This is a genomic window from Methylobacillus glycogenes JCM 2850 (genome assembly GCF_000617925.1).
Classification (GTDB): domain Bacteria; phylum Pseudomonadota; class Gammaproteobacteria; order Burkholderiales; family Methylophilaceae; genus Methylobacillus; species Methylobacillus glycogenes.
This window is the reverse complement of sequence record NZ_BAMT01000016.1, coordinates 1-24,633: the sequence shown is the minus strand read 5'-3', so window position 1 is coordinate 24,633 and position 24,633 is coordinate 1. Positions and strand designations below refer to the sequence as shown.

Genomic DNA, 24,633 nt, shown 5'->3' with positions numbered 1-24,633 from the left:
TTTCCTATCTAATAGTAAGGTTGAGTTCGCTTAGAACTTGCGGGTGACGTTGACGAACATATTGCGGCCTTCCATATAGAAGCCTTCGGTGTAAGCGTAATTCTTGTCCAGCAAGTTATTAACGCCTGCTTCGGCAAACCAGTCAGCATTCACCGCATACATGGCCTTCAGATTGCCTGTGGCATAACCCTTGGCAGACAACCAGTCATTAAGCGCGGAATTCTGGCGTGAGTAGCGTGAGGATGCTGCCTCTACACTGGCGACGAGTTGCAGGGCATCTGTGGCTTTCCAGCGGCCATAGGCAAATAACTTTTGGCGTGGCACATCGGTGAGTCGCAGGTCGTTACTGAGGTTGTCGCGATTGATAAAGCTGTAATTGCCGCCTATTTCCAGAGAGTCGCTGCTGAACCAAGTTGCGCCCAACTCTATGCCCTGACTCTCAACCTTGCCTATATTGCGGAACTGGAAGCATTGGCCACCGCCTGCGCTACAGGCTGAGTTTGGCAGGCTGACGGACTGAATCATGTCCTTGGTGTCGGTATAGAACACGGCACCCTGCAAGCGCAGTTGCGGTGTGACAAAAGCCGATGCACCAAGCTCATAATGGGTAGCAATCTCAGTATCCAGGTTTGGATTGGCCACGGCACGACCAAAGCGACCTGAGAATCTATCCTTCATAGTGGCAAAGCGGCTTTTTCTGGCCACAGTCAAATGAATGTCACTATCCTCAGAAGGTTTATAGAATAAGCCAGCCTGTGGGTTCAAAGCGTGAGCACTGCCTCTAGGGAAGTCGTAAATACGATTCGCGTTATTTAAACCTTCTGCTTGCAAGGTGTCACGCACGTCATAGCTCAAGCCTGTAACCAAGCTCAGCTTGTCCGTGATCTTGTGTGTATCTTCAACGGCAAACGAGACAGTCCGGTCTTCAAAGGTTTGCACCGGATTGCCTTGGTTATGCTCTTCATGCTTATCGTGCTTGTAATGTGCGGCAAACTTAAGCGTATTACGTGCGGCAATCTCAAAGCCCAGTTCTGCACTTGCCCCATAGGTATCGTCGTTATAAATACTGGTAAATGAGCTGCCACGTGTCATGGTGGCATAGCGCGCATCATCGTAGCTTTCCAGCACGTTCTTGAACTTGTCATAGAAGGCGCGCACCTTGAGGTAAGCGTTGCCACCCAGACTAGTACGCGAGATGAAATACAGGCTTTCCTTATCCCACTTGGGCCAATCCCAGTAATTGGCAGTGCGGCCGCTATCATTGCCCGCATAGACAGGGCTGCCTTTATCACCTTGTTGGTTGATGTAGTTCAGGCTGTATTCATCACCTTCTCTTGGGGTAAACCCTATCTTCAGGTTGATTTTGCCGTCACGGTTGTAAGCACGTTCACGGTCGCCGCCATTCTCAAAGCGATTGGGGTTGTACTCGCTGGACATGCGATAGCGGTCATTGTCCAGATAGGAGGTGTTGGCCTGCCAATACCAGGTGCCATAGTTGCCCCCCATATTGAGATCGGTGCTGTAGCCGTTGTACTTGAAATTGCGGTCAGTTTTGAGGCCTGCCGTGATGCTACCTTCAAACTCCTTGCTGGGCTTGCGGCTGACCAGGTTGATGGCGCCACCCAAGGTGTTGGGGCCATAGAGAACCGAGCTGAAGCCCTTGGAGACCTGAATCTTGGACAAGTCGAAAGTATTGAAGCGCGCCAGATCTACATAACCATCATAGGTCACATACACCGGGATGCCATCAACAAACACCGGGACTTGGCGCAGATCGAAACCGCGTAATTGCACTAACTGCTCATTGCGCTGACCACCCTGGGTCATGCTGATGCCAGGCAGGGTATTGAGTGCTGTGCCAACCGTCTCGCGATTGAATAAACGCATGTCCTCTTGGCTGATGGCATCGTCGGCCAAAGAAATAGCCTCACCCCTGGGCGCGGTGACATTGATCTCACCCAAGGTATAAGGTGCAACCTCAGCCTGAGCACTGGCTGCCCAGGCTGTTAACAGCGCGAGCGCCAGAGGTTTGTAGTAGTAATGCATGAAACTCCCCGAAATAAGTCATTCAAAACCAAGACACTCCTAAGACAAGTGCTTGAATCAGGGCGGATTAGATAATATTTCATTGTATTTGTAAATATATAACGAGGTCAGGTTGATGATGCATTCAAAAGTCCCTTGATCCAAGGCCCGCAATTTTTATTCCCCGTTTGCGCATCAACTGGTGACTCGACTTGAATTGGTGAATTAAACTAGGTAGTCTTTTTTGGCAGCCATCATGTTGAGCCTACCCTTGTCCCCCTTATCGGAAATCCGCAAATATCTGGAATCCGCAGCACTTAGCTCACTGGACGATGCTTATCTCATCGATCCATTGCGGCTTAACCTGCTTGCGGTGCTGGTGGATGGGCAAGAATACGAGAGAGATGCTTATCCACTGGATGAACTATTGCAGGCTTTGGCACAGCCGCAGGCGCGCAAGGTGCTAGACACTGCACCTGTGGATTGGCCACTGATAGATATCAGCCATGCACTACAAGAGATCAATGGTTACTTTGCCGAATTCCGTTTGCTGCTGGTGGGGCGTGGTGAGGAACGTGCTTTACTTATTGTGCGCGACAGCCGTGCGTTCAGCCGCCATATTCTCCATGTGCTGCAGGATGGCGGCTCCAAACTCAGCGCGCTGATCTCCAATACCCCTGGTGTGGTCTATCAGGCACGTATGAACCGGGATGGGGTGGTTGGTTTTCTTTATCTTAGTGATGCCTGTAAGCCCTTGTTGGGTGAGGAGGCAGACACCTTGATCAGCAAACCCGATGTGTTCTTGTCACTGATTGATGAGGATGACAGGCTGGCCTACGAGAAGAATATCCGTCAGTCGGCACAGAATCTCAGTGTGTTGAACTGGACCGGACGTTTCTGGATGAAGGAGTGGCAGGATATCAAGTGGATCAACCTGCGCGCCAGCCCACGCCGCATGCCGGATGATACCGTGCTGTGGGAAGGCATCATGACCAATATTACTCAGAGTCGCCGTGAGCAGTTGGCCATTAGGCAGTCACATCAAAAACTCGCGCGTTTATCTGCGCAGATGGCGCAGATCAAGGAAAAAGAGCGTCTGCGTATTGCCCAGGAGATTCATGATGACCTCGGCGGCAATCTGACGGCAATTCGGCTGGGTTTATCTTCTATCATCAAGCGGCTAGACCCTAGCAATGAAAGTTTGCTAGCCAAGCGCGCCAACTCGAATCTATCGTCGATGATACTTTTGAGTCTGCGCATCGCATCGCCAGCGATTTGCGTCCCAATGTGCTGGAGCTTGGAATTGTGGCTGCGCTGGAATGGCAGGCCGCACAGTTTGCTGAAAAAATAGGCATAGCATGCGAGTTTGCCTGCAATCATGCAGAAGTCGATATCAGTACCGACCAAGCCATTGCCTTGTTCCGCATCTGCCAGGAGGCCATGTCCAACATTGCCAAGTATGCCCACGCCAGCCATGTTGAGGTTACGCTGGAAGCCACCAGTCGGGAAATTGTCATGCAGGTGATTGATAATGGGCTAGGTATTGCCCCAGCCGATGTGCTGAAACCCAATGCCTTTGGCATTAATGGCATGGTAGAGCGGGCGGTGGCACTCTCCGGTCAGTGCCGTGTGCAAGCAGGAAAGCAAGGCGGTACAATTGTCATTGTGACCATTCCACTACAACCAGCCCAGCTGGATGCGGTCACGGTTTGAGTCCCCATTATCCATTCGGACATTTTTCATACAGCAACCATGCCAACAACACCAACAATTAAAGTCATTATTGCTGACGATCACGCCATTCTGCGCGAAGGTCTGAAACAGATCCTAGCCGAAACCGAAGATATAGAAGTGATTGCCGATGCCAAAAATGCGGCCGAAGCCATCAAACTGGCGGGCACGAGTGGTCTGGATATTATGCTGCTAGATATCTCCTTGCCGGATCGTAGTGGAATTGAGGCCTGTAGTTTGATCAAGAAGGCGCACCCCAGGGTTTCTATACTCATGCTCTCCATGCACAGGGAAGATGCTTACGCTATTCGTGCCTTGCGCTCAGGGGCTTCAGGCTACCTGAGCAAACAAGGCGCTTCGGATCAGTTGGTAACGGCCATCCGTACTATCGCCAAGGGCAAAAAATACATCAGCGAAGAAGTGGCCATGGCTTTAGCCGAGCAAGTTGGCGGCAATGCGGACAAACCTCTGCATGAATGTCTGTCCAACCGGGAGTTTCAGACCCTCACCATGATTGCCTCTGGTCTGGCAGTGGGTGAAATTGCCGAGAATCTCTCGCTCTCGGTCAAGACCATCAGCATGTACCGAGCGCGTCTGCTGGAAAAGCTCAACCTGCGCCATAACGCTGAGCTGACGCATTACGCGATCAAGAACAATCTGGTTGATTGATCACAACCCCAGCGTCTAAACATCTTATGCGCCGATTTGGCGCAATTTCCCCTGCCTGTTAAGCCGATTGTGACTAGCCTGACCTCGCTAATATAGCGGTCAGGCTCATGTTGAATGGCCCTCAACCCTGAATTTAGAAAATATTTTTCACCGAATTTGACCTGGCTGGACCGTAAAAAACAGGTGAAAAAACTTTAGGGTTAAAGATAAATAATATTCTTTTTTAAATTTTAAGTTATTGATTTAATTGATTTTGTGTTGAAATATTAATTGCAGAAAGGCGAGGTCCCTAAAGATTTATTTAAGTAATCCGACAACTGCAGCATGGCATTGGTAAACGATGCAAACCGCGAGAAAAGATAAGTGCAGAACACCGCTAAATTTTTCGCAGGAATGACCGATAACAGTCTTAACAGCGCAACGTAACAAGAGCTGTGAAGCGATACCAAATGCAACACGTGGTTTTGGAAATTAACTTAAATCGAAGGAGATTTGAAAATGGCTGCAATTATCAACACCAACCTGGCTTCGCTGAACGCTCAACGTAACCTGACAACTTCGCAATCCAGCCTGAATACATCCCTGCAACGTCTGTCTTCCGGTCTGCGCGTTAACAGCGCCAAGGATGACGCGGCTGGTATGTCCATCGCAACACGTATGGATGCTCAAGTTCGCGGTCAAACCGTTGCTATCCGTAACGCTAACGATGCGATTTCTTTTGCACAAACTGCTGAAGGCGCGCTGGGTAAGGTAACTGACGCTCTGCAACGTATGCGTGAACTGGCTGTACAGTCCATCAATGCTACTAACGGTACTGGTGACCGTGCTAACCTGGATGCTGAATTCCAACAACTGGCTACTGAAATCGGTCGTCTGGGTACAGACACCAAGTTCAACGGCTCTGCAGTATTCGGTGCTACTGCCATGACCTTCCAGGTTGGTGCTGATAGCGGTCAAACTATCACTGTGGCTGCTACTGCGGCTTCCACAATCACTGGTAGCATCACTACTGCTGACAATGCCAACACTGCGCTGACTGCAATTGATACTGCGTTGAACACTGCGAATACCAACCGTGCGACTTTGGGTGCTGTGCAAAACCGCTTTGAATCTGTGATCAGCAGCTTGCAAGTGTCGGTTGAGAATCAGTCTGCCGCCAAGTCCCGTATCCTAGATGCAGACTTTGCTTCGGAAACTGCCAACCTGACTCGTGGTCAAATCTTGCAACAAGCAGGTACTGCGATGCTGGCACAAGCGAACTCCTTGCCTAACAACGTTCTGACACTGTTGCGTGGCTAAGGTGACACAATAGGCACTAACTCCCGCAGTCTGCTCAGATAGAGGCTGCGGGTTTTGCTTGAGGAAATCAAGAAAATGGCTATCTCCAATATAGATGTTTATAGTCAAGCAGGAAGTTTCCCCACTTCAGCACGTAGTGCTACGCCAGTCAGTGCATTGCCAGGTACCAAGGAATTGGTGCAGCAGCAGGCCCAGTCTGCCACGAGTCAAGTAAGCAAGGCAGAAGTAGATACCGCGGTGAAGCAGATCAATGAGTTCATATCACCGATTCTGCAGTCCATCCAGTTTTCTACTGATAATGATTCTGGCCGTGTAGTGGTCAAAGTCGTGGATTCTGAGACGCAAAAAGTATTACGTCAGATTCCCAACGAGGAAGTGCTGGCAATTTCAAAGACGCTGGACAAGCTTCAAGGCTTGATCATCCGACAAACTGCCTAAGGTTTAAGGTGAGTATGCTGAAGGCGAGTATTTAAGGAAGCGAGTAAAGATTATGGCAACCACAAGCGGAATTTCTGCAAGTACCAACTTTGATATTAACGCAATCGTCACTAGCCTGATGCAGGCGGAACAGCGTCCTGCGGTCTTGTTGAATGAACAGAAAACCTCATATCAAGCAAAAATTTCTGCATTTGCCACATTGAAAAACTCGCTATCCACCTTCCAGACAGCCCTGGGCAATCTTGCCTCTACTAGCAAATTCAAGGTGCAGGCAGCAACTTCCGGTAACAACGATATCTTTACCGCTACCTCGGATGGTAATGCCACGGTGGGTAATTACGCCATTAAGGTTGGCCAGCTGGCGCAGGCACATAAAATTGCGACTAGCAGCTTTGCCAACACAAGTGCTGCGGTGGGTACTGGCACTTTGACCATTACCTTGGGCACGTATGATGCCGTTAACAACAGCTTTACCGCCAATCCGGACAAATCACCCAAGAACCTGACTATTACCGCTGCCAACAACAGCCTGACGGGCATTCGTGATGCCATCAATGCAGGTGATCTGGGTGTAACCGCTTCCATCGTCAATGATGGGCAAAATGGTGGCCGACTGGTGTTGACCTCCAAGGAATCTGGCGCTGCCAACAGCATCAAAATCTCCGTAGCAGATGCAGATGGTGGCAATACCGATGGCACAGGCCTCTCCAGCCTGGCTTACGATCCTACTGCCGCCGCTGGGGCTGGTAAAAACCTGGGTGAACTTCAAGCTGGCAAAAATGCACTGCTCAACATTGATGGCATAGACGTAGAAAGCGCTAGTAATGTGGTGTCTGGCATATTGCAAGGCGTGACACTGAACCTGTTCAAGGCCGATCCCACTACCAGTGTCTCACTGGATATCACCAAGGATTCGGCCAAGATTGAAGAGTCGGTGAATGCCTTCGTCAAGGCGTTCAATGATTTCAACACCACTTTGCGCAATCTGACCAAGTTTGACGAAAGCACACAGACTTCACCAAGAAAAACTCTGGTGTATTGCTGGGGGATGCTACGACGCGCTCTATCTCGACGCAGATTCGCTCGGCTTTGACCAGAACCGTGACTGGCGTGGGTGATTTCAATTCCCTGAGCCAGATAGGTGTGGCATTCCAACGCGATGGGTCTCTGGCGGTAGACAGCACCAAGCTCAAGGATGCTATCAGCACTAATTTTGATGATATTGCCAAGCTGTTCTCTGCCGTAGGCACTGCCACCGATAGCGGCGTCAGCTATGTCACCCAGGGTGCCAAGACGCAATCCGGCAACTACTCAGTGAACATCACCCAGGCAGCTAGCGTGGCACCCTGACCGGTAGCGCAGGTCCCAACCTGAATATCGTGGCTGGTAGCAATGATGCGCTGCAAATCAAGATAGGCGAGGGCACTTACAACATCACGTTGACGGCTGGTAATTATGCCAGCGCAGCAGATTTGGCCAATGAAGTGCGCAGCCAGCTTTCAAGTGCCAAGTCCACGGCAGAAGTCACTGTCGAAGGCGGTGTGCTCAAGATCACCACCCCAGGTTATGGCAGCGAAGCCGTAATCGAGATCAAGGGCGGCAATGCCGCTGCTGACCTGTTTGGCAGTAGCCCAACGGCTGTCGCGGGCAAAGACGTGGCAGGCACCATCAATGGTGCTGCCGCTACCGGCAAGGGTCAGGTGCTGACCAGTTCCGCCAGCGGTAATGCAGCTGAAGGCCTGGCCTTGCTGATCCAGGGCAATACCACAGGTGCACGCGGCGATATCAATCTGAGCGTGGGCTATGCTGCTACGTTGAATAGCCTGGTCAAGGAGATGGTGAGCGACACCGGCATCCTGGCATCCAAGACTGAAGGCCTGACCGATTCCGTCAACCGCGTCACCAAGCAGGAAGAAGCCCTGACGGTGCGCTTGACCGCAGTGGAAGCCCGCTACCGCGCCCAGTTTGTCGCACTGGATGTCTTGGTGAGCCAGTTGAAGACTACCCAGTCATACCTGACGCAGCAACTGGCTGCGATTAGTGCCAATAGCTAGAGAAGGAGGGCAGCATGTTTGGATATAATGGAGGCGTCAACGCCTACGCACGCGTGGGTGTAGAAACTGGTGTTGTGGCAGCAAGCCCGGCACGTTTGATCGTCATGCTCTACGATGGTGCGATTGCTGCGTGCAGCTTGGCTATCAAGCACATGCGCGAGAATAACTATGCTGCCAAGAGTGCTGATCTGACCAAGGCCATTACCATCATAGATAATGGCTTGCGTGCCAGCTTGGATCAAAAATCCGGTGGCGAGATTGCCCAAAGCCTGGATAGCCTGTATGAATACATGTCCGGCCGTCTCTACAACGCCAACAGCAAAAGCGATATTGCGGCGGTAGAAGAAGTCATTAAACTGCTCAAGGATTTAAACGAGGCATGGACCGCCTTGGGTGAGCAGCCTGCGGTGCAGGCCAATGCAGCGAATCAGACCCAGGGTAATCAGGCAGTGCAGCAACAAAACCATTTGGCAAAGGCATACTCATGAGCACTCAGCAAACCTTGTCCCTTTATGCAGCCGTGGTCGATATCACCGACCAGATGCTTGAAGCCGCCAAGCAACAGAATTGGGAAAGATTGGCCAGCCTGGAGCTGGAGTGTGCTGAGCGCATCAAGCTGGCGGATGTGGGGGCTTGTGACGAGCCGCTGCGTGAGCCTGAGCAACAACTCAAAGTGGCGCACCTCAAGCGCATACTCGCCTCTGACCGCGAGATTCGCAACATCATTGATCCCTGGATGGTGAAACTGTCTGGTTTGCTGACCAACCACACGGCCAATCGCCAGATGTTCGATACCTACAAGCAATTGATACGGCCCAGTAGATGATTATCAAGCAATCTCCTGACCCAGTCGCGAATGTTGCGCCACTCTCGCGAGTGGCACCTGCGCTGGCGGTAGAGGAGATTGCAAGTACCGTCCAGGATCAGGCATTACGTGCCAGCCTGCTAACTCGCGGGCAGGATTACCTCGGTCAGGTCATGGCCAGATTGCAGCCCGGCGTATTTCAGGTCAATATCAACGGCCAGAGCTATAAAATGGATCTGGGCCAACAGGCCAATGTTGGTCAGCAGATGCTGCTGAAATACGTAGCAGACAGTCCAGTACCTACCTTCCGCATGCTGGGCCAGGCCCCCGGCCAAGCACCCCTCGATACCACGCGACTAGCTGGCATGATGCTGACAGCCGTGCCTTTGCCAACACCGATGCTGGCGTTACTACCGCCTTGAGCACGGGGGCAAGAATACTCAGTCAGCAATTGGCGCACACTGGCACCCAGGAATCTTCGCAAACCCTGGCCAATCAGGCGGTGATTAGCCATGCACCACAAAATCCGCGTGTATTGGCACAGGATATCCAGCGTGCGCTCACCAGTTCGGGCATGTTTTATGAGTCGCACTTGGAACAATTTGCCACCGGCAAACTCAGCCTCACTTCACTCTTGCAAGAGCCGCAGAACCAGCCTGGTGTTGCGGCCGAATCCTTGATCAACAAGCAATTGGCGGTGCTGGAAAACCAGCGTTTTCAGTGGCAAGGCGAAATCTGGCCGGGGCAAAAAATGGATTGGCAGGTACAACTGCAGGAAGAAGCCGTGCGCGAAGACCAGCATGGGGCTGATCAACCCACGGCCGAAGAAGCCCCTGTTTCCAGCACCTTGAAGTTGGATCTACCTTCGCTGGGCAAAATTTCCGCGCATATCACGCTGCAAGAAGGGCGTTTGCGCGTACGCATGGCCGCTGTCGCTTCTGACGCAGCCAATCGCATGCAAGCTGAATTGTCCAGCTTGGCGCAGGCGCTTACCAGCCATGGTCAGGCACTGGATGCGCTGGCCGTTGTGCGTGAGGAGTAAGCGAGCATGGCGGATAATAGCTTGCAGCAGGCGGTAGCGCTCGCGTACGAAAGCGGTGATTTTGCACCACGGGTCGTGGCCAAGGGTAAGGGCGTGGTGGCTGAGCAGATTATCGCCCGTGCCAAGGAACACAATGTATTTGTGCATGAGTCTAGAGAGTTGTTATCCCTGCTGATGCAGGTGGATTTGGATGAACATATCCCCGGGGCGTTGTATCAGGCCATCGCCGAAATACTGGCCTGGCTTTACAGGTTGGAACATGGCGGTCTGGAGGCCGCGGGTGCATTACCCAATTTTGATCCGCAGGCTAGCGAAAGCTAAACCTCAAGCGCTTGAGTTGTCTGTCACCCAAGTGTTCGCTTAAAAGCTCAGTTCCGCCTCAACACCTCATCTGGCTGCAGATCGCCATCTCATTTGATCACCGCATTGAGCAACATCGATCACTATATTCTTGCTGGTCAACATACCAATTCCCAGCGGTGAATGTCTTCAACGGCCAGTGTTTTATACCTGCATATTCATGATGTCCTGGTAAGCGGATACCAGGCGATTGCGCACTTGTATGGTGGCTTGCAAAGAGATATTGGCTTTTTGCCCGGCAATCACGACATCCGATAGACTGACTTTGTCGTCGCCCATGGTAAAACTCTTACCCAGCGCATCTGCATTCATCTGGGTCTGATTGACGTGGTTAAGTGAGGATTTCAGCACTTCGGCAAAATCCACGCGCTGGGTAGCCTGGGTCTGTGCCAGTTTCGAGGCAGCGTCACCGTTCTGCGCAGCCGCATTCACGCCATTTTGCACAGCGGCATACTCGCCACCCGGGCGTTGGGCAGCCGCCTTGAGTTGCGCCATCATGCTTCAATGCGGCCTGAATCTATCGCTGAGGTTTTCATGCCTTGCTCCTGTCACCGCCAACTTTGCGGACCTTTTTCAACATGACAGCAGCTTATCACCCGATACCAACCTATTTGCCTGCAAACAGACAGGTAAAACCTGCCTTATTTCGCCTATGAAATTGACGGTACACTCATGATAATGGCATCGCAGTGATATAGCGGTGACCAGTGGTAAGCTGGTTGCAGCCACTGACAGCATTGTGATTCGCCATTCCATGGGAGAAGTATTATGGCAGCAGCCAATGAGGCGGCATTACCCGCAGAAGCCACCACAGCCCAGAACTTGTTCAGCCTGAAATCACCCTTGGGCAACAAGTTGCTGCTGGGTCTGGGCGTGGCTGCCGTCATTGCGCTGATGACTGTGTTCTGGCTCTGGAGCCAGAAGCCTGAGTATCGCGTGTTGTTCTCCAGCTATTCCGACAAGGATGGCGGTGCCATCGTGGCCGCGCTGGAGCAGATGAACATCCCCTACAAAATAGCCGAAGGTGGCAGCGCCATTCTGGTGCCCGCTAACAATGTGCACGATGTCAGGCTTAAGCTGGCAGCACAAGGCTTGCCCAAGGGCGGTAATATCGGTTTTGAATTACTGGAAAACCAGAAATTCGGCGTCTCGCAATTTGTAGAACAGGTGAATTTCCAGCGTGGCCTGGAAGGTGAGCTTGAACGTACCATTCAATCCATAGGTGCAGTGCAGGCGGCACGTATCCATCTGGCCATGCCCAAGCCTACGGTCTTTACGCGAGATCAGCAGAAACCTACAGCATCCGTCATGCTCAATCTGCACCCAGGCCGTGTGCTTGACCACGGTCAAGTGAGTGCCATTGTGCATCTGGTGGCCAGCAGTGTGCCTGAGCTGCCAATCTCCAATGTGACTGTCGTTGACCAGAACGGCAACCTGCTTTCCGAGAACGGCGTCAAGGACAAGGGCGCTAACAATCTTGACCCCACGCAGCTCAAGTATGTAGATGAAATGCAGCAAAACATTATTCGCCGCGTAGAGTCCATTATTGCGCCGCTGGTGGGTGCCAAGAATGTGCACGCAGAAGCCAGTGCTGAGGTGGATTTCTCAGTGATTGATCAAGCTTCGGAAAGCTATAAGCCAAATCCAACACCTGATGCTGCCTCGGTGCGTAGTTTGCAGAACAGTGAAGCCCAGACCTTGCCAGGGCAGGGCGCAGGTGGCGTACCAGGTGCGCTGACCAATCAACCGCCCGTGCCTGCAACCGCACCCATTACCACTGCGCCTACCCCTGGGGCGGCTGGGGCTGCGCCAACCACGACGACTAACGCTGGAGTGGTGACGACCACTACAACCACACCGCCTGGTACTACGGTCACCACCCCCATCATGAACTCGGAGAAGAACACCACCACCAACTACGAGCTTGATAAGACTGTGCGTTACCAACAACAGCCCATGGGCGGTATCAAACGCCTCACGGTTGCGGTTGTGGTGAACCACAAGCAAGTGGTGGATGCCAAAGGTAAGGTCACTACTAGGCCTTTAACCGATGATGAAAAAACCCAGATCAGCGACCTGGCAAAGCAAGCCATGGGCTTTAACTCCGAGCGCGGGGATTCCCTGACCGTGGTTAACAGCAGCTTTATGCCTGACACCGTGGAAAGCTTCCCAGAAATCCCGATGTGGAAGGACCCCAACAATATCGAGACCGCCAAGGAGTGGCTGAAGAACGGTCTGGTGCTGCTGGTGCTGTTCCTGCTGTACCGTAAATTCCTCAAACCTCTGCTGAATAAACTCTCGCCAGAGAAACAGAAGGAAGAGGCCGCGCTTGCGAAAATGGCGCAAGAAGATCAGGATGCCATCGTCAGCCTCTCACGTGGTGAGGGCGGCGTTGACGGTGAGGCCGGTTCGGCAGCTGGGGCAACAGCGGCTGAGCGCGGTTACAAGAAAAATCTGGACACAGCACGACAGATCGCCAAGGAAAATCCACGGGTGGTCGCCAGCATCGTGACAAATTGGGTCAATGAATAATGAGTGATACCGGCATAGTCAGGAGCGCAGTCCTGATGCTCGCCCTGGGCGAGGATGAGGCTGCCGAGGTCATGAAATACCTGGGCCCGCGCGAAGTGCAAAAATTGGGCACTGCCATGGCCTCCATGAAATCTGTGGGGCACGATCAGATTGAATCCGTGCTGCAGGCTTTTATGGAAGAAACTGAGAAGAACACCTCCATAGGTCTGGATTCCGATGAATATATACGCTCGGTGCTGACCAAGGCCTTGGGCGACGACAAGGCCTCAGGCCTGCTCAACCGTATTTTGCAGACGCGTGATTCCAGCGGCATTGAAAGCCTGAAATGGATGGATGCGCAGACGGTGGCTGAATTCATCAAGAACGAACATCCGCAAATCATTGCCACTATTCTGGTGCACCTGGAGCCAGATCAGGCCGCCGAAATTCTCGGTCACTTTACCGATCGTCTGCGTCAGGATGCCATGCTGCGGATTGCCACTCTGGATGGCATCAAGCCAACCGCACTGCGCGAACTCAATGAGGTGTTGACCAAGCTGCTCTCAGGCAATGAAAGCATCAAGAAACAGCAGATAGGCGGCATCAAGGCGGCAGCCGAAATCATGAACTACATGAGTGGGGACAATGAAACCACCGTCATGGACAGCTTCAAGAATTACGATGGCGATATGGCGCAGCGCATCATGGATGAAATGTTTGTCTTCGACAACATCATGGAAATCGATGACAAGGGCATACAGATCATGCTGCGTGAAGTGCAGTCCGAAACTTTGATTGTGGCGCTCAAGGGCACTACAGAAGAGTTGCGCGACAAGATATTCCGCAATATGTCCAGCCGTGCCGCTGAGATGATGAAGGAAGATTTGGAAAGCAAGGGCCCGGTCAAGTTGTCAGAAGTAGAAGCGCAGCAGAAGCAAATTCTGCAAGTGGTGCGCAGATTGGCCGACGAAGGTCAGATTATGCTAGGCAGCAAGGGCGAGGACGCTTATGTCTAACGTCGTCATTCCCAAAGAGCAGCAAACCGCTTATCAGCGTTGGGAAATGGCCTCGTTCTCCGAGTCTGGCGAAACTGCACGGCCTGCGGTCACGGTTTCTGCCCCCACACCACCACTGGAAACGCCGGAACAAAGAAATGCGCGCTTGGAGCAAGAGCTGGACGAGGCGCGGCGCGAAGGTTACAAAATTGGACTGCAACAGGGTTTTGATGCTGGCATTGCCGATGCCGCGGCCCAGGTCAAGCAGGATCAAGAACAACTCAAGGCATTGCTTAATAGTTTGGGCGATGCACTTGGCACTGCCAACGAGCATATTGCCGAGCAATTGCTGACCCTGGCCTTGGATATCGCCAAGGCCATGATCAAGGATAGGCTGCAAGTCAATCCTGGCATTATCCTGCCTGTGGTGCAGGAATCTATACATTATTTGTCTATGGTGCAGAAGCCAGCGCGGCTCATCCTCAACCTGTTGATGTGCCTGTGGTGAAAAAATACCTTTACGAAGACATGGCCGATACCACCTGGCAAATTCAAGAAGATGCCAGCGTAGAACGCGGTGGTTGCATGGTGGAAACTGGCGAGAACCAGATAGATGCCAGCAACCAGACCCGCTGGAAGCGGATTTGCGAGGCCCTGGCCCAGCATAGTGATTGGGCAGACACTGGCACTGGCAAGGATGCTGCCAGACCAGACCATGGCCAGTCAGTAAAATCGCAAGCCGATCAAGCGCAGGACAGCGCAGATGACTAGCTTGCTAGCCCATCAGCAAGGCTGGAAGGATTACCTCAAGGATTGCAGCGAGCTGCTGGAAATCGTCGAGTCTTTAGAGGTATCTGGCCGCATCACCAAGCTTACTGGCTGGTGATGGAAGCGGTGGGCATTAAGCTGCCTATAGGTAGCGCCTGTTATGTGCCCTTGGCCGAAGGCCGCCGGGTTGAGGCTGAAGTTGTGGGTTTTGATGGCGGCCGCATGTTGTTGATGCCGCAAAGTGGTGTTGAAGGCGTCACTCCTGGTGCCAAGGTGTTTGCCCTAGAAGTGGCCGAAGCGCTGCCCAAGCCCAATCAGGCCAAGCATCCGCGCCGTAGAGCGATAGACAGGGCGCGTCATCTGCCAGTAGGCGATGCTTTATTGGGCCGCGTGGTTGATAGCGCGGGCCGTCCGCTGGATGATCTGGGTCCGCTCAACAACGAAAACAGCGTGCCGCTCAATACGCGCCCGCTCAACCCTTTATCGCGTGCGCCCATAGATAGCATATTGGATGTAGGCGTGCGTGCTATCAACAGTATGTTGACGGTAGGTCGCGGCCAGCGCATGGGCTTGTTTGCTGGCTCCGGTGTCGGCAAGAGTGTGTTGCTGGGCATGATGGCGCGATACACCACGGCTGATGTGATTGTTGTTGGCCTGATAGGTGAGCGCGGTCGCGAGGTTAAGGAGTTCATCGAGCAAATCCTTGGGCCTGAAGGCTTGGCGCGTTCAGTGGTGGTGGCAGCACCTGCCGACGTACCTGCACTGATGCGCTTGCAAGGCGCTAGCTATGCCACCGCGATTGCCGAGTATTTCCGCAACCAGGGCCACAATGTGCTGCTGATCATGGATTCACTGACCCGTTACGCCATGGCGCAGCGCGAAATAGCGCTGGCAATAGGTGAGCCACCCGCAACCAAGGGGTATCCACCCTCGGTGTTTGCCAAGCTGCCTGCCTTGGTAGAGCGCGCTGGCAATGGCAAGCCGGGTGAGGGTTCGATTACCGCTTTCTATACCGTATTGACCGAGGGTGATGACCAACAGGACCCGATAGCGGATGCGGCGCGCGCGATTCTGGATGGCCATATTGTCTTGAGTCGCAGCCTGGCTGAAAGCGGGCATTACCCTGCGATTGATATTGAACAATCGATCAGCCGTGCCATGCATAACATCACCTCGCCTGATCATCAGAAAAACGCGCGCAAGCTCAAACAACTCAATTCGCGCTACAGCCGTAACCAGGATTTGATCAATGTCGGTGCCTATGAAGCTGGCAGTGATCCGGTGCTGGATGAGGCCATTGCCAAGCATCAGGCAGTTGAGGCGTTTTTGCAGCAAGATATTGCCGAATCTGCTTCCTGGGGCGATAGTGTGCAGGATCTGGCGCAGCTGGTGCAGCGACGCAATTCGCGACAAGCTTTAATTAAGAGGTGTTTACATGTTTTATTCGGGCATGGTTTGAGGCATCACCTAATCAATAATATGAAGCTGCATGACTGAGATGCCATCAGTCATCAACAGATTGGAGGGGAAAGGGCATGGGTAGCCAGAAAACGGTCGTACTCACCACCTTGCAGGAATTGGCGGGAAAAGAAGTGGATACTGCAGCCGAACGTTTGGCTGAGGCCAACCGCCAGCTTGCCGAGGCCGAAAAAAGCCTGGGCATCCTGATGCAGTACCGCGCTGATTATGTCAGCCAGCGCGACCATGCCATGAGCAATGGCATGACCGCTGAAATCTACCAGAACTACCAGAATTTTCTTGGCAAGCTTTCCTCTGCGATTGTGAGCCAGACCGAGAGCGTGGAGCGTGTGCGCCAGGTCTCCAATCTGCGCAAGCAGGAGTGGCAGGAGTGCCAGAAAAAGAAACTGTCCTACGATGTGCTGCTGGATAGAGATGAAAAGCGCACCCAGGCCGCAGAACTGAAGAAAGACCAGAAGCTCATGGACGAACATGCCATGCGCCTGAGTCGTCAATACCCGAGACAATAAGCAGGAGCACTTCCATGAATACGCCATTGCCCAATCCAGTCAGTGTCAACCTCGCAGCGATGAATGCGGCTGCGAGCAAGGCAGCCAAGCAGGCCAATAATGACGGGCAGGAGTTCAAGCAAGTGCTGGCCAACCAGGTCAAGGCCAAGGATGCAAATACCAAGGACTCTACTCAGCAGTCCAATGCCGAATCCAATGTTAAAACACGTGAAGTCTTGGCCAGAGAGCAGGCGCAGCACTTGCAGCGCAGGCAATTACAAATCAAGGCAAATGAACAAGCTCAGGGTCAGCAGCCTGTTGAGCAAACACTTCCCGGTCAGCAAGCGCTAGATCCTGCCTTGCAGGCGGGCGCTAGCCAACTGGGCGATCAGGCATTGCCGACAGAGGCAACAGAACAGCTGGGTCTGGCAGACAGTAGCGTGGACGAAGCGTTAGCTCCCCTTGTGGCAGGCGAGCAACTCAGCAAGGAGCAGGCCTGCCAATCGCGCAGCCTGTGACACCAGAGGTGCAATCTTCCCAGTCACCAGTGGCGGGGGCGGTGCGGGATGCGTTAGCCGGGATGAAACAGCCTGTTGATGAACTAGGCAAGCAGGCCCGCGACCTTAACGCTAAGGATGTGCTGGCGGAAAGTGGCAAGCTGGACAAACTAAGCACGGCAGAACTGGAAGCCTTGCTGGATAAATCAGCTGGCGCTGCAGTCACTGCAAGAGTGTTTCTGACAGTCAGGCAACGCCCTTGACTGGTGAGCAAGGCTCACGTTTTGCCGAAACCCTGGCACAGCAGGCCGCACTGCAACAAACCAGCGCCACTGGCCACACTGCGCAAACAACTGCGGCCCAGGCTTTGGCGGTAGACCCACGCAGCAGCCAAATAGCGGCCCCCTTTGGTCAAACTGGCTGGAACCAGGCCATAGGTCAAAAAGTAGTGTGGATGGCGGCGGGTGGCGAGCAAAGCGCAACCCTGACACTCAATCCACCTGATCTTGGCCCATTGCAGGTGGTGATCCATGTGCACAACGGCCAGGCAGATACCACCTTCCTTTCTGATCAGGCCGATGTCCGCCGGGCATTGGAAGATGGCATGGCCAATCTGCGAGACATGATGAGTCAATCTGGCATGCAACTGGGCCAAGCCAATGTGCGCTCAGGCCAACAAGAGGCACAATCGCAGTCATCAGGCGCACGTGCTCAGTCCGGTCAAGATGCCAACAATAACGAAGTCAACCCAGTGCTTGCCAAGGCCGCCAAGGTTATGGGCATGGTAGATACCTACGTTTAATGATTTTAGGGCTGCGGTTTAAGCCCATGTTTTGTTAAATCTTCTTGAGTCTGGCCATGATTTGGCCGGACTTAATCTTTCGCTGGACTACCCTGTGATCCATAGGAGAGATCGTCCAGTCATCCAAGTCTGACAAACCTTTGCATATCTAGGCCAGACTTGGCTCAAATGCAGATTTGGCCTGGTTTCCTCCTTTTATTTAGCGCATGTTATCCTTCCGTTTCTTTCATAATATTTCAAACAGCTGACATAGCGGCGGGAAGGTGAATAGCAATGGCGCAAGAAGAAGCTAAAGAAGTCCAGCCAAAAAAATCCAAGAAAATTCTGATACTTGCACTGGTAGGTGTGGTGTTGGTCGCCGCCCTGGGGGGTGGAGGTGCGTATTGGTATCTGAGTCAGCACAAGGATGGCGAGCATGGCGAAAAGCATAAGGAAGAAGAAAAGAAGCCAGCCAAGGAGCCAGTCTTTGTAACCTTGGAGACCTTTACCGTGAATTTGCAGCCTGATCCTGATGATCAATATCTGCAAGTGGATATCAGCGTGCAGGTTGAAGACCAGGCTGTGGCAGATCTCATCAAATTGCACATGCCTAGCGTGCGTAACCGCATTCTCATGCTGCTTAGCAGCAAGAAATCCTCGGAATTGATCAGCGTAGAAGGCAAGCAGGCACTGACTAAAGACATCATCGCCCAGCTTTCAAAACCGTTTACCGCGGGTGGCAAGCCGCAAGTCGTCCACGACGTCTTCTTCACTTCGTTCGTGATTCAGTAAGCAGAAAGATATGGCTGATAATTTTCTCTCACAGGAAGAAGTCGACGCCCTGCTCAGGGGCGTGACCAACGAGCAGGAAGATGATACCCCTGCCGTTGATCCTGCTGGAGTACGTAACTACAACCTGGCAACCCAGGAGCGCATCGTCCGTGGACGTATGCCCACCCTGGAAATTATCAACGAGCGTTTTGCCCGGTTGTTGCGTATCGGCCTGTTCAATTTCCTGCGCCGTACCACCGAGGTCTCGGTAGGCCCGGTCAAAATTTCCAAATACAGCGAATTTATCCGCAATCTGGTAGTGCCTACCAATCTCAACCTGGTGCATATGAAACCGTTGCGCGGTACGGCGCTGATGGTGTTTGATCCTACACTGGTGTTCCTGATTGTTGACAACCTGTTTGGTGGCGATGGCCGTTTCCATACGCGGGTTGAGGGTAGGGATTTCACCCAGACCGAGCAGCGCATTATTCAGCGCATTCTCAATATTGTGTTCGAAACCTATTCAAAATCCTGGGAGCCTGTGTATCCGCTGGAGTTTGAATATATACGCTCGGAAATGAACACACAGTTTGCCAATATCGCCACGCCAAATGAGGTGGTGGTTTCCACCACATTCAACATCGAGCTTGGTGCCTCCAGTGGCGAAGTGCATTTCTGCTTCCCTTATTCGATGATAGAGCCGATACGTGATGTGCTGACGTCTCCCTTGCAAGGCGAAACCCTAGGCGTGGATAAGCGCTGGGTCAGGCTGATGACGCAGCAGATACAAAGTGCAGATGTGGTGCTGGTGGCTAACCTGGCTCAGGCCGAGTTGATGCTGGGTGATATCCTCAATATGAAAGTAGGCGATGTGATCCCCTTGAGCATAGACGAAGAAGTTGAGGCCAAGGTGGACAATGTGCCAGTCATGCGCTGCAAATATGGTTTGTTCAACGGCCAATACGCATTACGGGTAGAAAAACTGCTGCGATCCAATTCCAGCGAATATGTAAAAGGAGAGGAATCCTATGGCGATTGATCCCACAGACGAACAAATCATGGATGACTGGGGTGCGGCCATGGCTGAGCAGTCCCAGGCCGAAGCTTCTGTCTTGCAGGAAAACCCTGCCGAGCAAACCCCGGTCTTTACCGAGTTTTCTGCCAAGAACAAATTGCACGAAACCCAGAATGATATCGACTTCATCCTCGATATCCCGGTGCAACTGACCGTGGAATTGGGCCGGACCAAGATCGCCATCAAAAACCTGCTGCAATTGGCGCAAGGCTCGGTGGTAGAGCTTGATGGCCTGGCAGGTGAGCCCATGGATGTGCTGGTCAATGGCTGCCTGATTGCCCAGGGTGAAGTCGTGGTAGTTAACGACAAATTTGGTATCCGCCTCACTGATATCATCACCCCAGCCGAACGCATCCGTAAAATCAACAGATAATGTTCAATATGAAACGCATGCTGGGCAACACCTTGCTGGCAGGGCTGCTGCTGGGCTTGCCTGTCATTGCCCTGGCGGCAGTGGAAGAAGTATCAGCCAGTGCTAGCCTGTTGCGTATGGTGCTAGGCCTGGCTGCAGTGCTGGGCATCATGATATTGATTGCCTGGCTGATGAAACGCCTCACCCCTGGCCTGAAACAGCAATCCGTGGTGCGCATCGTGGGCGGCGTCAGTGTAGGCAGCCGCGAACGCGTAGTGGTAGTGGAAGTGGCCGATCGCTGGCTGGTACTGGGCGTGGCACCAGGTCAGGTTACCCAGCTTGCCAACCTCGACCCAGGCCAGGAACTGCCGCCGCTGGCAGTTAACCCAGTGCCACCCATTGCAGGCAAGCCATTTGCCAGCTGGCTCAAGCAATCCCTGCAAAGAAAACCCTAAGTATGCTGTCACGTCTTTTCCGTCCCCTATTGCCCTTGCTGGCGCTGGCCCTGCTAGTCCTGCCCCTGATAGGCCACGCGGCCGAGCCCGGTGGCCTGGGCATTATCAGCAGCCAGCCCGCAGCTGGCGGTGGCCAGAACTATACCCTGACCATACAGACGCTGATCCTGCTCACCAGCCTGTCTTTCCTGCCTGCGGCACTGCTGATGATGACCAGCTTCACGCGCATCATCATCGTGCTTTCCTTGTTGCGTCAGGCACTGGGCACACAATCTTCGCCTCCTAATCAGGTATTGGTGGGCCTGGCGCTGTTCCTGACGTTCTTTGTCATGAGCCCGGTGTTTGACCGTATCTACACCGAGCTTACCAGCCGCTGGATGAAGATAGAATCAGCATGCAGGAAGCCATGCAGCGTGGTGCGGTACCACTCAAGGAGTTCATGCTCAAGCAGACGCGTGAGTCTGACCTGGCCCTGTTCTTTAAAATGTCGCGTACCGATGCAGTGGAAAAACCTGAAGATGTACCGCTGCGCGTGCTGGTGCCTGCCTATATGACCAGCGAACTCAAGACCGCTTTCCAGATTGGCTTTGCCATCTTCATTCCTTTCCTCATCATCGATATGGTGGTGGCTAGCATCCTGATGTCCATGGGCATGATGATGGTGTCTCCGGCGATTGTCGCCTTGCCGTTCAAGCTCATGTTGTTTGTGCTGGTGGACGGCTGGCAATTACTGCTGGGCTCGCTGGCCCAGAGTTTCTACTGACGGGCGGCAGCATGAAAGCAGGAGTGAGAGTGCAAGCAAGCATGAGTGAAAGGACATTGCCATGATGGGGCCGGAACATGTCATGACCATGGGGCGTGATGCAGCAGAGGTACTGCTGCTGATGGCTGGCCCCATACTGCTGGTGGTGCTGGTGATAGGCCTGGTGGTGAGTATTTTTCAGGCCGCGACTCAAATCAACGAAGCCACGCTGACCTTTATCCCCAAACTGATAGGCGTGTTTGCCACCCTGATCATTGCCGGGCCATGGATGCTGTCGGTGTTTTCAGATTACCTCAAGCATGTGTTGACCAGCATACCCACGCTGGCTGGGTGATCGTCACCGTGAGTGTGACAACAATATTCGCACTGGCAGGGGCACGCACATGGTGACCATGAGCAGCGAGTTCCTGCAGGTTTGGATAGCCACGCTAATCTGGCCGCTCACCCGTATTCTGGCATTTATTACCACCGCGCCGATTTTCAACCACCGTGCCATTCCCAGGCAGATTCGTTTGGGGCTGGGCTTGGTGTTGACCCTGTCCATTATTCCGGCCTTGCCAGATATTCCGCCTGTATCAGTGTTTTCCATGAGCGGTGTGCTTATCCTCATGCAGCAGATTCTTATAGGCGCAGCCATGGGCTTCAGCCTGCGTATTATCTTCACCGCCGTTGAGCTGGCAGGCCATACCGCCAGCATGACCATGGGCCTGGGTTTCGCCAGCTTTTTCGATCCGCAGACGCAAGGTCAGAGCACCGCCATAGGCCAATTATTGGTGGTGCTGGCTATGCTGATCTTCTTGGCCATTAATGGGCATCTGATGGTTATTTCCACGCTGCTCGACAGTTTTCACAGCTTTCCTATCAGTGATCAGCCCAATTTTGCCTTGAATCCATATAAAATCGCCCTGTGGGGAGGCAAGATATTCAGTGCTGGCCTATTGATATCTCTGCCCATCGTCACGGCCTTGTTATTGGCCAATATGGCGCTGGGCATACTCACCAGAACAGCGCCGCAGCTCAATTTGTTTGGTATAGGTTTCCCAATCACCATAGCGCTGGGATTCCTCATCCTCACCCTGGCCATGCCGCATATGCTGCAGCCAGTGCAAAGATTGATGGAAGAAAGCATGAGATTCATGCAGGAGATTGCAACACCCGTGACCGCTGCCAAGGTCATGCCTCCTGCGCCGTAAACATTAAAATCGGTAAACATAACACCTGATAATCCAGCAGCTTCAGGCCTTCAACCTGAAACATCCATCATTTACCCTGACGCTAACCTTGGTGCTTCAACGTCAGGATTGCAAAAGGGAAATGATGACTCGAGAGAAGCAAGCATGAGACAAGATCAAGCCTATATTGGCCGCCAGCCCATCATGAACCTGGCGCAGAGCATAGTGGCCTATGAACTCTTCTTCCGCCATAGTGGCGAGGCTACTACCGCTGTGTTTGAAAACAGCCTGCAAGCCTGCACTAGAGTGCTGGTCAACACCATCAGCGATATGGGCTCGCAATGGCTGCTGGGCGATAAAATGGCCTTTATCAACATCAGTGAGGAAATGCTGCATAGCGAGTTTCTTGAGCTGTTGCCGCCTGCCAAAACCGTGCTGGAATTATCCTCACGCACTTCTACCAGCACAGAAGTCATAGAGCGCTGCCAATTCTTGCGCAAGCGTGGCTACAAAATTGCCGTCAAGGACAAAGGCGAGTCCCTATTGGGCTCCGCCTTGCTCGATTGTGCCGATTTCATCAAGATCGACACCCAGGCCCTGACCATGGACGAAGTGGCGCGCCGCTTTCTGGAATACCAAAGCCTCACCGTCAAACTGGTGGCCGAAAAAGTTGAGCAGCAGGATCAATTTGAAGCCTGCAAGACCATAGGCTTTGACCTGGTACAGGGCTACTTCTTTGCCCATACCGAAACCTTCACCGCCAAAGTCATCAACCCGGCCTTCACCTCGGTGCTGGATCTGCTTAACATGATCAGCCGTGATGCGGATATGGGCGAAGTAGAAGAAGGCTTCAAGCGCGATGCCGCCTTGTCTTTCAAGCTATTGCGCTATATCAACTCCGTTGGTTTCGGCCTGTCCTGTGAAATTCAGTCCATACGCCATGCGCTTACCATCATAGGCACCAAGCAACTATTCCGCTGGTTAACCCTGTTGATGGTCACCGCAGGTGAAAACTCGGCCGCACCTGCGCTGATGAAAACCTCCATCACGCGCGGACGCCTGACTGAGCTGCTGGGCGAGGGTTATTTCGACAAGACTGGTCGCGATAACCTGTTTGTGGTGGGCGTGTTTTCCCTGCTGGACCGTATGCTGGAAATGCCTATGGAAAAAGTGCTGGAAAAAATTGATCTGCCTGAAGCCATCACCGATGCCTTGCTGCACCGCAGCGGCATTTACGGCCCCTTCCTGGAGCTGGCCGAGGCCTGCGAGAGCCAGGATGATAGCCGCATTATTGCACTGGCAGACAGCGTGCAACTGGATCATAACAAGGTGAATGATTGCCATATTGCTTCCTTGTCTTGGGTGGAGGCACTGGGAGTTTAATCCTTGCGCAATTCAGCTTAGTCAAAAGCCCGGCTTGCCGGGCTTTTGACTTTTAGACTATTGCTAGGCTTGCCCCTAGCATCTGGTATTGCGGGAGCTTAGGTAGTATTAAGTAGTTTTGACGCCTGCTGCCGTTGGCGAGAGGTGTTGTTTCGCCTCGCCCGGAACGGCTAAGCAAGCCCATGCTTATGTAAGCCTTTGTAAGACCACCCCCTTACAATAAGGCCTGGCCCTTGCTATTAACATTGCTACACTGACCACGTATATCTAGCGGTTTTGTAAATAAATAATTGATTATTATGTATTTATTTTTAATTTCTTCAGCGATGCTGCCAGCCTCAGCTATTATAGCCCGCGTTCTCATCAGCAAGCTCAATGTGAGCCTCCCCTGACAGATGTAGGGATGTGTAAATTAATTTGCCGTGCTTTGCAGCTGGCAATTAATATCTACCGCATTCAAGGTGGTTTCCGCGCGTGGTTTTCCTCGTTTTCGGCCCCTACATTCCAATTCATGTATTAACACTGACCCACTATCACTGACCCAATATGTCCAAACCATTTATCAAGTCCCTACGTCCCTGGCTGATTCTGTTGCTGATTCTTGGCGCGGTGGCCTATGCCTTGTGGAAATATGTGCCTTTGTCCTCCGGGGGCGGCCAGCATGGCGGGCCTCCTGGTATGGGTGGCCCGGGTGGCCCGGGTGCGGCCTGGGCGGCCGTG

Annotated in this window: 26 protein-coding genes and 4 pseudogenes; 28 read left to right on the top strand and 2 right to left on the bottom strand. The window is 52.8% G+C overall.

Going from position 1 to position 24,633, the window contains the following annotated elements; all coding sequences use genetic code 11:
- Nucleotides 1-30: 30 nt before the first annotated feature.
- Entirely contained in the window at nucleotides 31-2,046 is a 2,016-nt protein-coding gene (locus JCM2850_RS14975; RefSeq protein ID WP_025872926.1) for a TonB-dependent receptor plug domain-containing protein, read from the bottom strand.
- A 235-nt stretch (nucleotides 2,047-2,281) separates the two neighbouring features.
- Here JCM2850_RS14975 and JCM2850_RS19820 point away from each other — a divergent pair, with 235 nt between their 5' ends.
- The 12 genes and pseudogenes from JCM2850_RS19820 to JCM2850_RS14925 all read left to right on the top strand — a co-directional run bounded on the left by JCM2850_RS19820 (nucleotide 2,282) and on the right by JCM2850_RS14925 (nucleotide 10,384).
- The gene (locus JCM2850_RS19820) at nucleotides 2,282-3,376 is read left to right on the top strand and encodes a histidine kinase (protein WP_148301304.1); all 1,095 of its coding nucleotides are present in this window, start codon (nucleotides 2,282-2,284) and stop codon (nucleotides 3,374-3,376) included.
- Nucleotides 3,331-3,738 carry a sensor histidine kinase gene (locus tag JCM2850_RS20720; protein ID WP_051525454.1) on the top strand — a complete coding sequence of 136 codons (408 nt, stop codon included), beginning with the start codon at nucleotides 3,331-3,333 and terminating at the stop codon, nucleotides 3,736-3,738. The genes JCM2850_RS19820 and JCM2850_RS20720 overlap by 46 nt, the downstream gene beginning before the upstream one ends.
- A gap of 39 nt (nucleotides 3,739-3,777) precedes the next feature.
- Nucleotides 3,778-4,425, top strand: coding sequence for a response regulator (locus JCM2850_RS14965; RefSeq protein ID WP_025872924.1), 648 nt, complete (start codon nucleotides 3,778-3,780; stop codon nucleotides 4,423-4,425).
- Between the two features lie 498 nt (nucleotides 4,426-4,923).
- Complete coding sequence (locus JCM2850_RS14960) at nucleotides 4,924-5,724, top strand: flagellin N-terminal helical domain-containing protein (RefSeq protein ID WP_025872922.1); 801 nt, start codon at nucleotides 4,924-4,926, stop codon at nucleotides 5,722-5,724.
- Between the two features lie 75 nt (nucleotides 5,725-5,799).
- Complete coding sequence (locus tag JCM2850_RS14955; RefSeq protein WP_025872920.1) at nucleotides 5,800-6,162, top strand: flagellar protein FlaG; 363 nt, start codon at nucleotides 5,800-5,802, stop codon at nucleotides 6,160-6,162.
- Nucleotides 6,163-6,214: 52 nt separating this feature from the next.
- Nucleotides 6,215-7,512: pseudogene (gene fliD, locus JCM2850_RS23140) on the top strand (flagellar filament capping protein FliD).
- Between the two features lie 29 nt (nucleotides 7,513-7,541).
- Nucleotides 7,542-8,216 carry a flagellar filament capping protein FliD gene (gene fliD / locus JCM2850_RS23130; RefSeq protein ID WP_234406299.1) on the top strand — a complete coding sequence of 225 codons (675 nt, stop codon included), beginning with the start codon at nucleotides 7,542-7,544 and terminating at the stop codon, nucleotides 8,214-8,216.
- 14 nt (nucleotides 8,217-8,230) lie between these two features.
- A complete protein-coding gene (fliS, locus tag JCM2850_RS14945) occupies nucleotides 8,231-8,704 on the top strand; it encodes a flagellar export chaperone FliS (protein ID WP_025872919.1) in 474 nt (157 codons plus the stop codon).
- Nucleotides 8,701-9,042 carry a flagellar protein FliT gene (locus JCM2850_RS14940; protein ID WP_025872918.1) on the top strand — a complete coding sequence of 114 codons (342 nt, stop codon included), beginning with the start codon at nucleotides 8,701-8,703 and terminating at the stop codon, nucleotides 9,040-9,042. The genes fliS and JCM2850_RS14940 overlap by 4 nt, the downstream gene beginning before the upstream one ends.
- The gene (locus JCM2850_RS14935; protein WP_025872917.1) at nucleotides 9,039-9,443 is read left to right on the top strand and encodes a hypothetical protein; all 405 of its coding nucleotides are present in this window, start codon (nucleotides 9,039-9,041) and stop codon (nucleotides 9,441-9,443) included. Before JCM2850_RS14940 ends, JCM2850_RS14935 begins: the two co-directional genes overlap by 4 nt.
- Nucleotides 9,440-10,063: a flagellar hook-length control protein FliK gene (gene fliK, locus JCM2850_RS14930; RefSeq protein ID WP_025872916.1), complete on the top strand. Its 624-nt coding sequence runs from the start codon at nucleotides 9,440-9,442 to the stop codon at nucleotides 10,061-10,063. Before JCM2850_RS14935 ends, fliK begins: the two co-directional genes overlap by 4 nt.
- A gap of 6 nt (nucleotides 10,064-10,069) precedes the next feature.
- Nucleotides 10,070-10,384, top strand: a complete 315-nt coding sequence (locus JCM2850_RS14925; RefSeq protein ID WP_025872915.1) for an EscU/YscU/HrcU family type III secretion system export apparatus switch protein — start codon at nucleotides 10,070-10,072, stop codon at nucleotides 10,382-10,384.
- A 183-nt stretch (nucleotides 10,385-10,567) separates the two neighbouring features.
- Here JCM2850_RS14925 and fliE read toward each other — a convergent pair whose 3' ends face one another.
- On the bottom strand, nucleotides 10,568-10,921 hold the full coding sequence (gene fliE / locus JCM2850_RS19810; protein ID WP_036266410.1) for a flagellar hook-basal body complex protein FliE: 354 nt from the start codon (nucleotides 10,919-10,921) through the stop codon (nucleotides 10,568-10,570).
- 270 nt (nucleotides 10,922-11,191) lie between these two features.
- Between fliE and fliF the strand changes: the two genes are divergently transcribed.
- The 16 genes and pseudogenes from fliF to JCM2850_RS14840 all read left to right on the top strand — a co-directional run bounded on the left by fliF (nucleotide 11,192) and on the right by JCM2850_RS14840 (nucleotide 23,913).
- On the top strand, nucleotides 11,192-12,955 hold the full coding sequence (fliF, locus tag JCM2850_RS14915; protein WP_025872913.1) for a flagellar basal-body MS-ring/collar protein FliF: 1,764 nt from the start codon (nucleotides 11,192-11,194) through the stop codon (nucleotides 12,953-12,955).
- On the top strand, nucleotides 12,955-13,950 hold the full coding sequence (gene fliG, locus JCM2850_RS14910) for a flagellar motor switch protein FliG (protein ID WP_025872911.1): 996 nt from the start codon (nucleotides 12,955-12,957) through the stop codon (nucleotides 13,948-13,950). Before fliF ends, fliG begins: the two co-directional genes overlap by 1 nt.
- Nucleotides 13,943-14,700, top strand: a pseudogene (locus JCM2850_RS19805) (flagellar assembly protein FliH). Before fliG ends, JCM2850_RS19805 begins: the two are co-directional and overlap by 8 nt.
- Nucleotides 14,693-16,089 (top strand): annotated as a pseudogene (gene fliI, locus JCM2850_RS19800) (flagellar protein export ATPase FliI); the annotation flags it as partial. The pseudogenes JCM2850_RS19805 and fliI, both read left to right, overlap by 8 nt.
- Before the next feature lie 143 nt (nucleotides 16,090-16,232).
- On the top strand, nucleotides 16,233-16,685 hold the full coding sequence (gene fliJ / locus JCM2850_RS14895; RefSeq protein ID WP_025872910.1) for a flagellar export protein FliJ: 453 nt from the start codon (nucleotides 16,233-16,235) through the stop codon (nucleotides 16,683-16,685).
- A 14-nt stretch (nucleotides 16,686-16,699) separates the two neighbouring features.
- A complete protein-coding gene (locus JCM2850_RS14890; RefSeq protein WP_025872908.1) occupies nucleotides 16,700-17,182 on the top strand; it encodes a hypothetical protein in 483 nt (160 codons plus the stop codon).
- Between the two features lie 41 nt (nucleotides 17,183-17,223).
- Nucleotides 17,224-17,424 (top strand): hypothetical protein, encoded by a 201-nt coding sequence (locus JCM2850_RS14885; RefSeq protein WP_159105189.1) that lies wholly within the window; start codon nucleotides 17,224-17,226, stop codon nucleotides 17,422-17,424.
- Nucleotides 17,421-17,963, top strand: a complete 543-nt coding sequence (locus tag JCM2850_RS23120) for a flagellar hook-length control protein FliK (protein ID WP_025872904.1) — start codon at nucleotides 17,421-17,423, stop codon at nucleotides 17,961-17,963. The genes JCM2850_RS14885 and JCM2850_RS23120 overlap by 4 nt, the downstream gene beginning before the upstream one ends.
- Before the next feature lie 273 nt (nucleotides 17,964-18,236).
- On the top strand, nucleotides 18,237-18,734 hold the full coding sequence (gene fliL / locus JCM2850_RS14875) for a flagellar basal body-associated protein FliL (RefSeq protein WP_025872903.1): 498 nt from the start codon (nucleotides 18,237-18,239) through the stop codon (nucleotides 18,732-18,734).
- A 10-nt stretch (nucleotides 18,735-18,744) separates the two neighbouring features.
- On the top strand, nucleotides 18,745-19,752 hold the full coding sequence (gene fliM, locus JCM2850_RS14870; protein ID WP_025872901.1) for a flagellar motor switch protein FliM: 1,008 nt from the start codon (nucleotides 18,745-18,747) through the stop codon (nucleotides 19,750-19,752).
- Nucleotides 19,742-20,161: a flagellar motor switch protein FliN gene (gene fliN / locus JCM2850_RS14865; RefSeq protein WP_025872899.1), complete on the top strand. Its 420-nt coding sequence runs from the start codon at nucleotides 19,742-19,744 to the stop codon at nucleotides 20,159-20,161. The genes fliM and fliN overlap by 11 nt, the downstream gene beginning before the upstream one ends.
- On the top strand, nucleotides 20,161-20,595 hold the full coding sequence (fliO, locus tag JCM2850_RS14860; protein WP_088177771.1) for a flagellar biosynthetic protein FliO: 435 nt from the start codon (nucleotides 20,161-20,163) through the stop codon (nucleotides 20,593-20,595). Before fliN ends, fliO begins: the two co-directional genes overlap by 1 nt.
- A gap of 2 nt (nucleotides 20,596-20,597) precedes the next feature.
- Nucleotides 20,598-21,358, top strand: a pseudogene (fliP, locus tag JCM2850_RS19790) (flagellar type III secretion system pore protein FliP).
- A 64-nt stretch (nucleotides 21,359-21,422) separates the two neighbouring features.
- Entirely contained in the window at nucleotides 21,423-21,692 is a 270-nt protein-coding gene (gene fliQ / locus JCM2850_RS14850; RefSeq protein WP_025872895.1) for a flagellar biosynthesis protein FliQ, read from the top strand.
- Between the two features lie 49 nt (nucleotides 21,693-21,741).
- Nucleotides 21,742-22,551 (top strand): flagellar biosynthetic protein FliR, encoded by an 810-nt coding sequence (gene fliR, locus JCM2850_RS14845; protein ID WP_025872893.1) that lies wholly within the window; start codon nucleotides 21,742-21,744, stop codon nucleotides 22,549-22,551.
- Between the two features lie 144 nt (nucleotides 22,552-22,695).
- Nucleotides 22,696-23,913, top strand: coding sequence for an EAL and HDOD domain-containing protein (locus tag JCM2850_RS14840; protein ID WP_025872891.1), 1,218 nt, complete (start codon nucleotides 22,696-22,698; stop codon nucleotides 23,911-23,913).
- Nucleotides 23,914-24,633: the final 720 nt, after the last annotated feature.

Coding starts and splice junctions, on each gene's coding strand:
- JCM2850_RS14965 (WP_025872924.1), top strand. CDS start 3,778: ATGCCAACAACACCAACAATTAAAGTCATTATTGCTGACGATCACGCC.
- JCM2850_RS14840 (WP_025872891.1), top strand. CDS start 22,696: ATGAGACAAGATCAAGCCTATATTGGCCGCCAGCCCATCATGAACCTG.
- fliG (WP_025872911.1), top strand. CDS start 12,955: ATGAGTGATACCGGCATAGTCAGGAGCGCAGTCCTGATGCTCGCCCTG.
- JCM2850_RS14925 (WP_025872915.1), top strand. CDS start 10,070: ATGGCGGATAATAGCTTGCAGCAGGCGGTAGCGCTCGCGTACGAAAGC.
- fliF (WP_025872913.1), top strand. CDS start 11,192: ATGGCAGCAGCCAATGAGGCGGCATTACCCGCAGAAGCCACCACAGCC.
- JCM2850_RS14935 (WP_025872917.1), top strand. CDS start 9,039: ATGATTATCAAGCAATCTCCTGACCCAGTCGCGAATGTTGCGCCACTC.
- JCM2850_RS19820 (WP_148301304.1), top strand. CDS start 2,282: ATGTTGAGCCTACCCTTGTCCCCCTTATCGGAAATCCGCAAATATCTG.
- fliM (WP_025872901.1), top strand. CDS start 18,745: ATGGCTGATAATTTTCTCTCACAGGAAGAAGTCGACGCCCTGCTCAGG.
- JCM2850_RS14960 (WP_025872922.1), top strand. CDS start 4,924: ATGGCTGCAATTATCAACACCAACCTGGCTTCGCTGAACGCTCAACGT.
- JCM2850_RS14955 (WP_025872920.1), top strand. CDS start 5,800: ATGGCTATCTCCAATATAGATGTTTATAGTCAAGCAGGAAGTTTCCCC.
- JCM2850_RS14940 (WP_025872918.1), top strand. CDS start 8,701: ATGAGCACTCAGCAAACCTTGTCCCTTTATGCAGCCGTGGTCGATATC.
- fliS (WP_025872919.1), top strand. CDS start 8,231: ATGTTTGGATATAATGGAGGCGTCAACGCCTACGCACGCGTGGGTGTA.
- fliJ (WP_025872910.1), top strand. CDS start 16,233: ATGGGTAGCCAGAAAACGGTCGTACTCACCACCTTGCAGGAATTGGCG.
- JCM2850_RS14975 (WP_025872926.1), bottom strand. CDS start 2,046: ATGCATTACTACTACAAACCTCTGGCGCTCGCGCTGTTAACAGCCTGG.
- fliR (WP_025872893.1), top strand. CDS start 21,742: ATGGTGACCATGAGCAGCGAGTTCCTGCAGGTTTGGATAGCCACGCTA.
- fliO (WP_088177771.1), top strand. CDS start 20,161: ATGTTCAATATGAAACGCATGCTGGGCAACACCTTGCTGGCAGGGCTG.
- fliN (WP_025872899.1), top strand. CDS start 19,742: ATGGCGATTGATCCCACAGACGAACAAATCATGGATGACTGGGGTGCG.
- JCM2850_RS14890 (WP_025872908.1), top strand. CDS start 16,700: ATGAATACGCCATTGCCCAATCCAGTCAGTGTCAACCTCGCAGCGATG.
- fliE (WP_036266410.1), bottom strand. CDS start 10,921: ATGATGGCGCAACTCAAGGCGGCTGCCCAACGCCCGGGTGGCGAGTAT.
- fliQ (WP_025872895.1), top strand. CDS start 21,423: ATGGGGCCGGAACATGTCATGACCATGGGGCGTGATGCAGCAGAGGTA.
- fliL (WP_025872903.1), top strand. CDS start 18,237: ATGGCGCAAGAAGAAGCTAAAGAAGTCCAGCCAAAAAAATCCAAGAAA.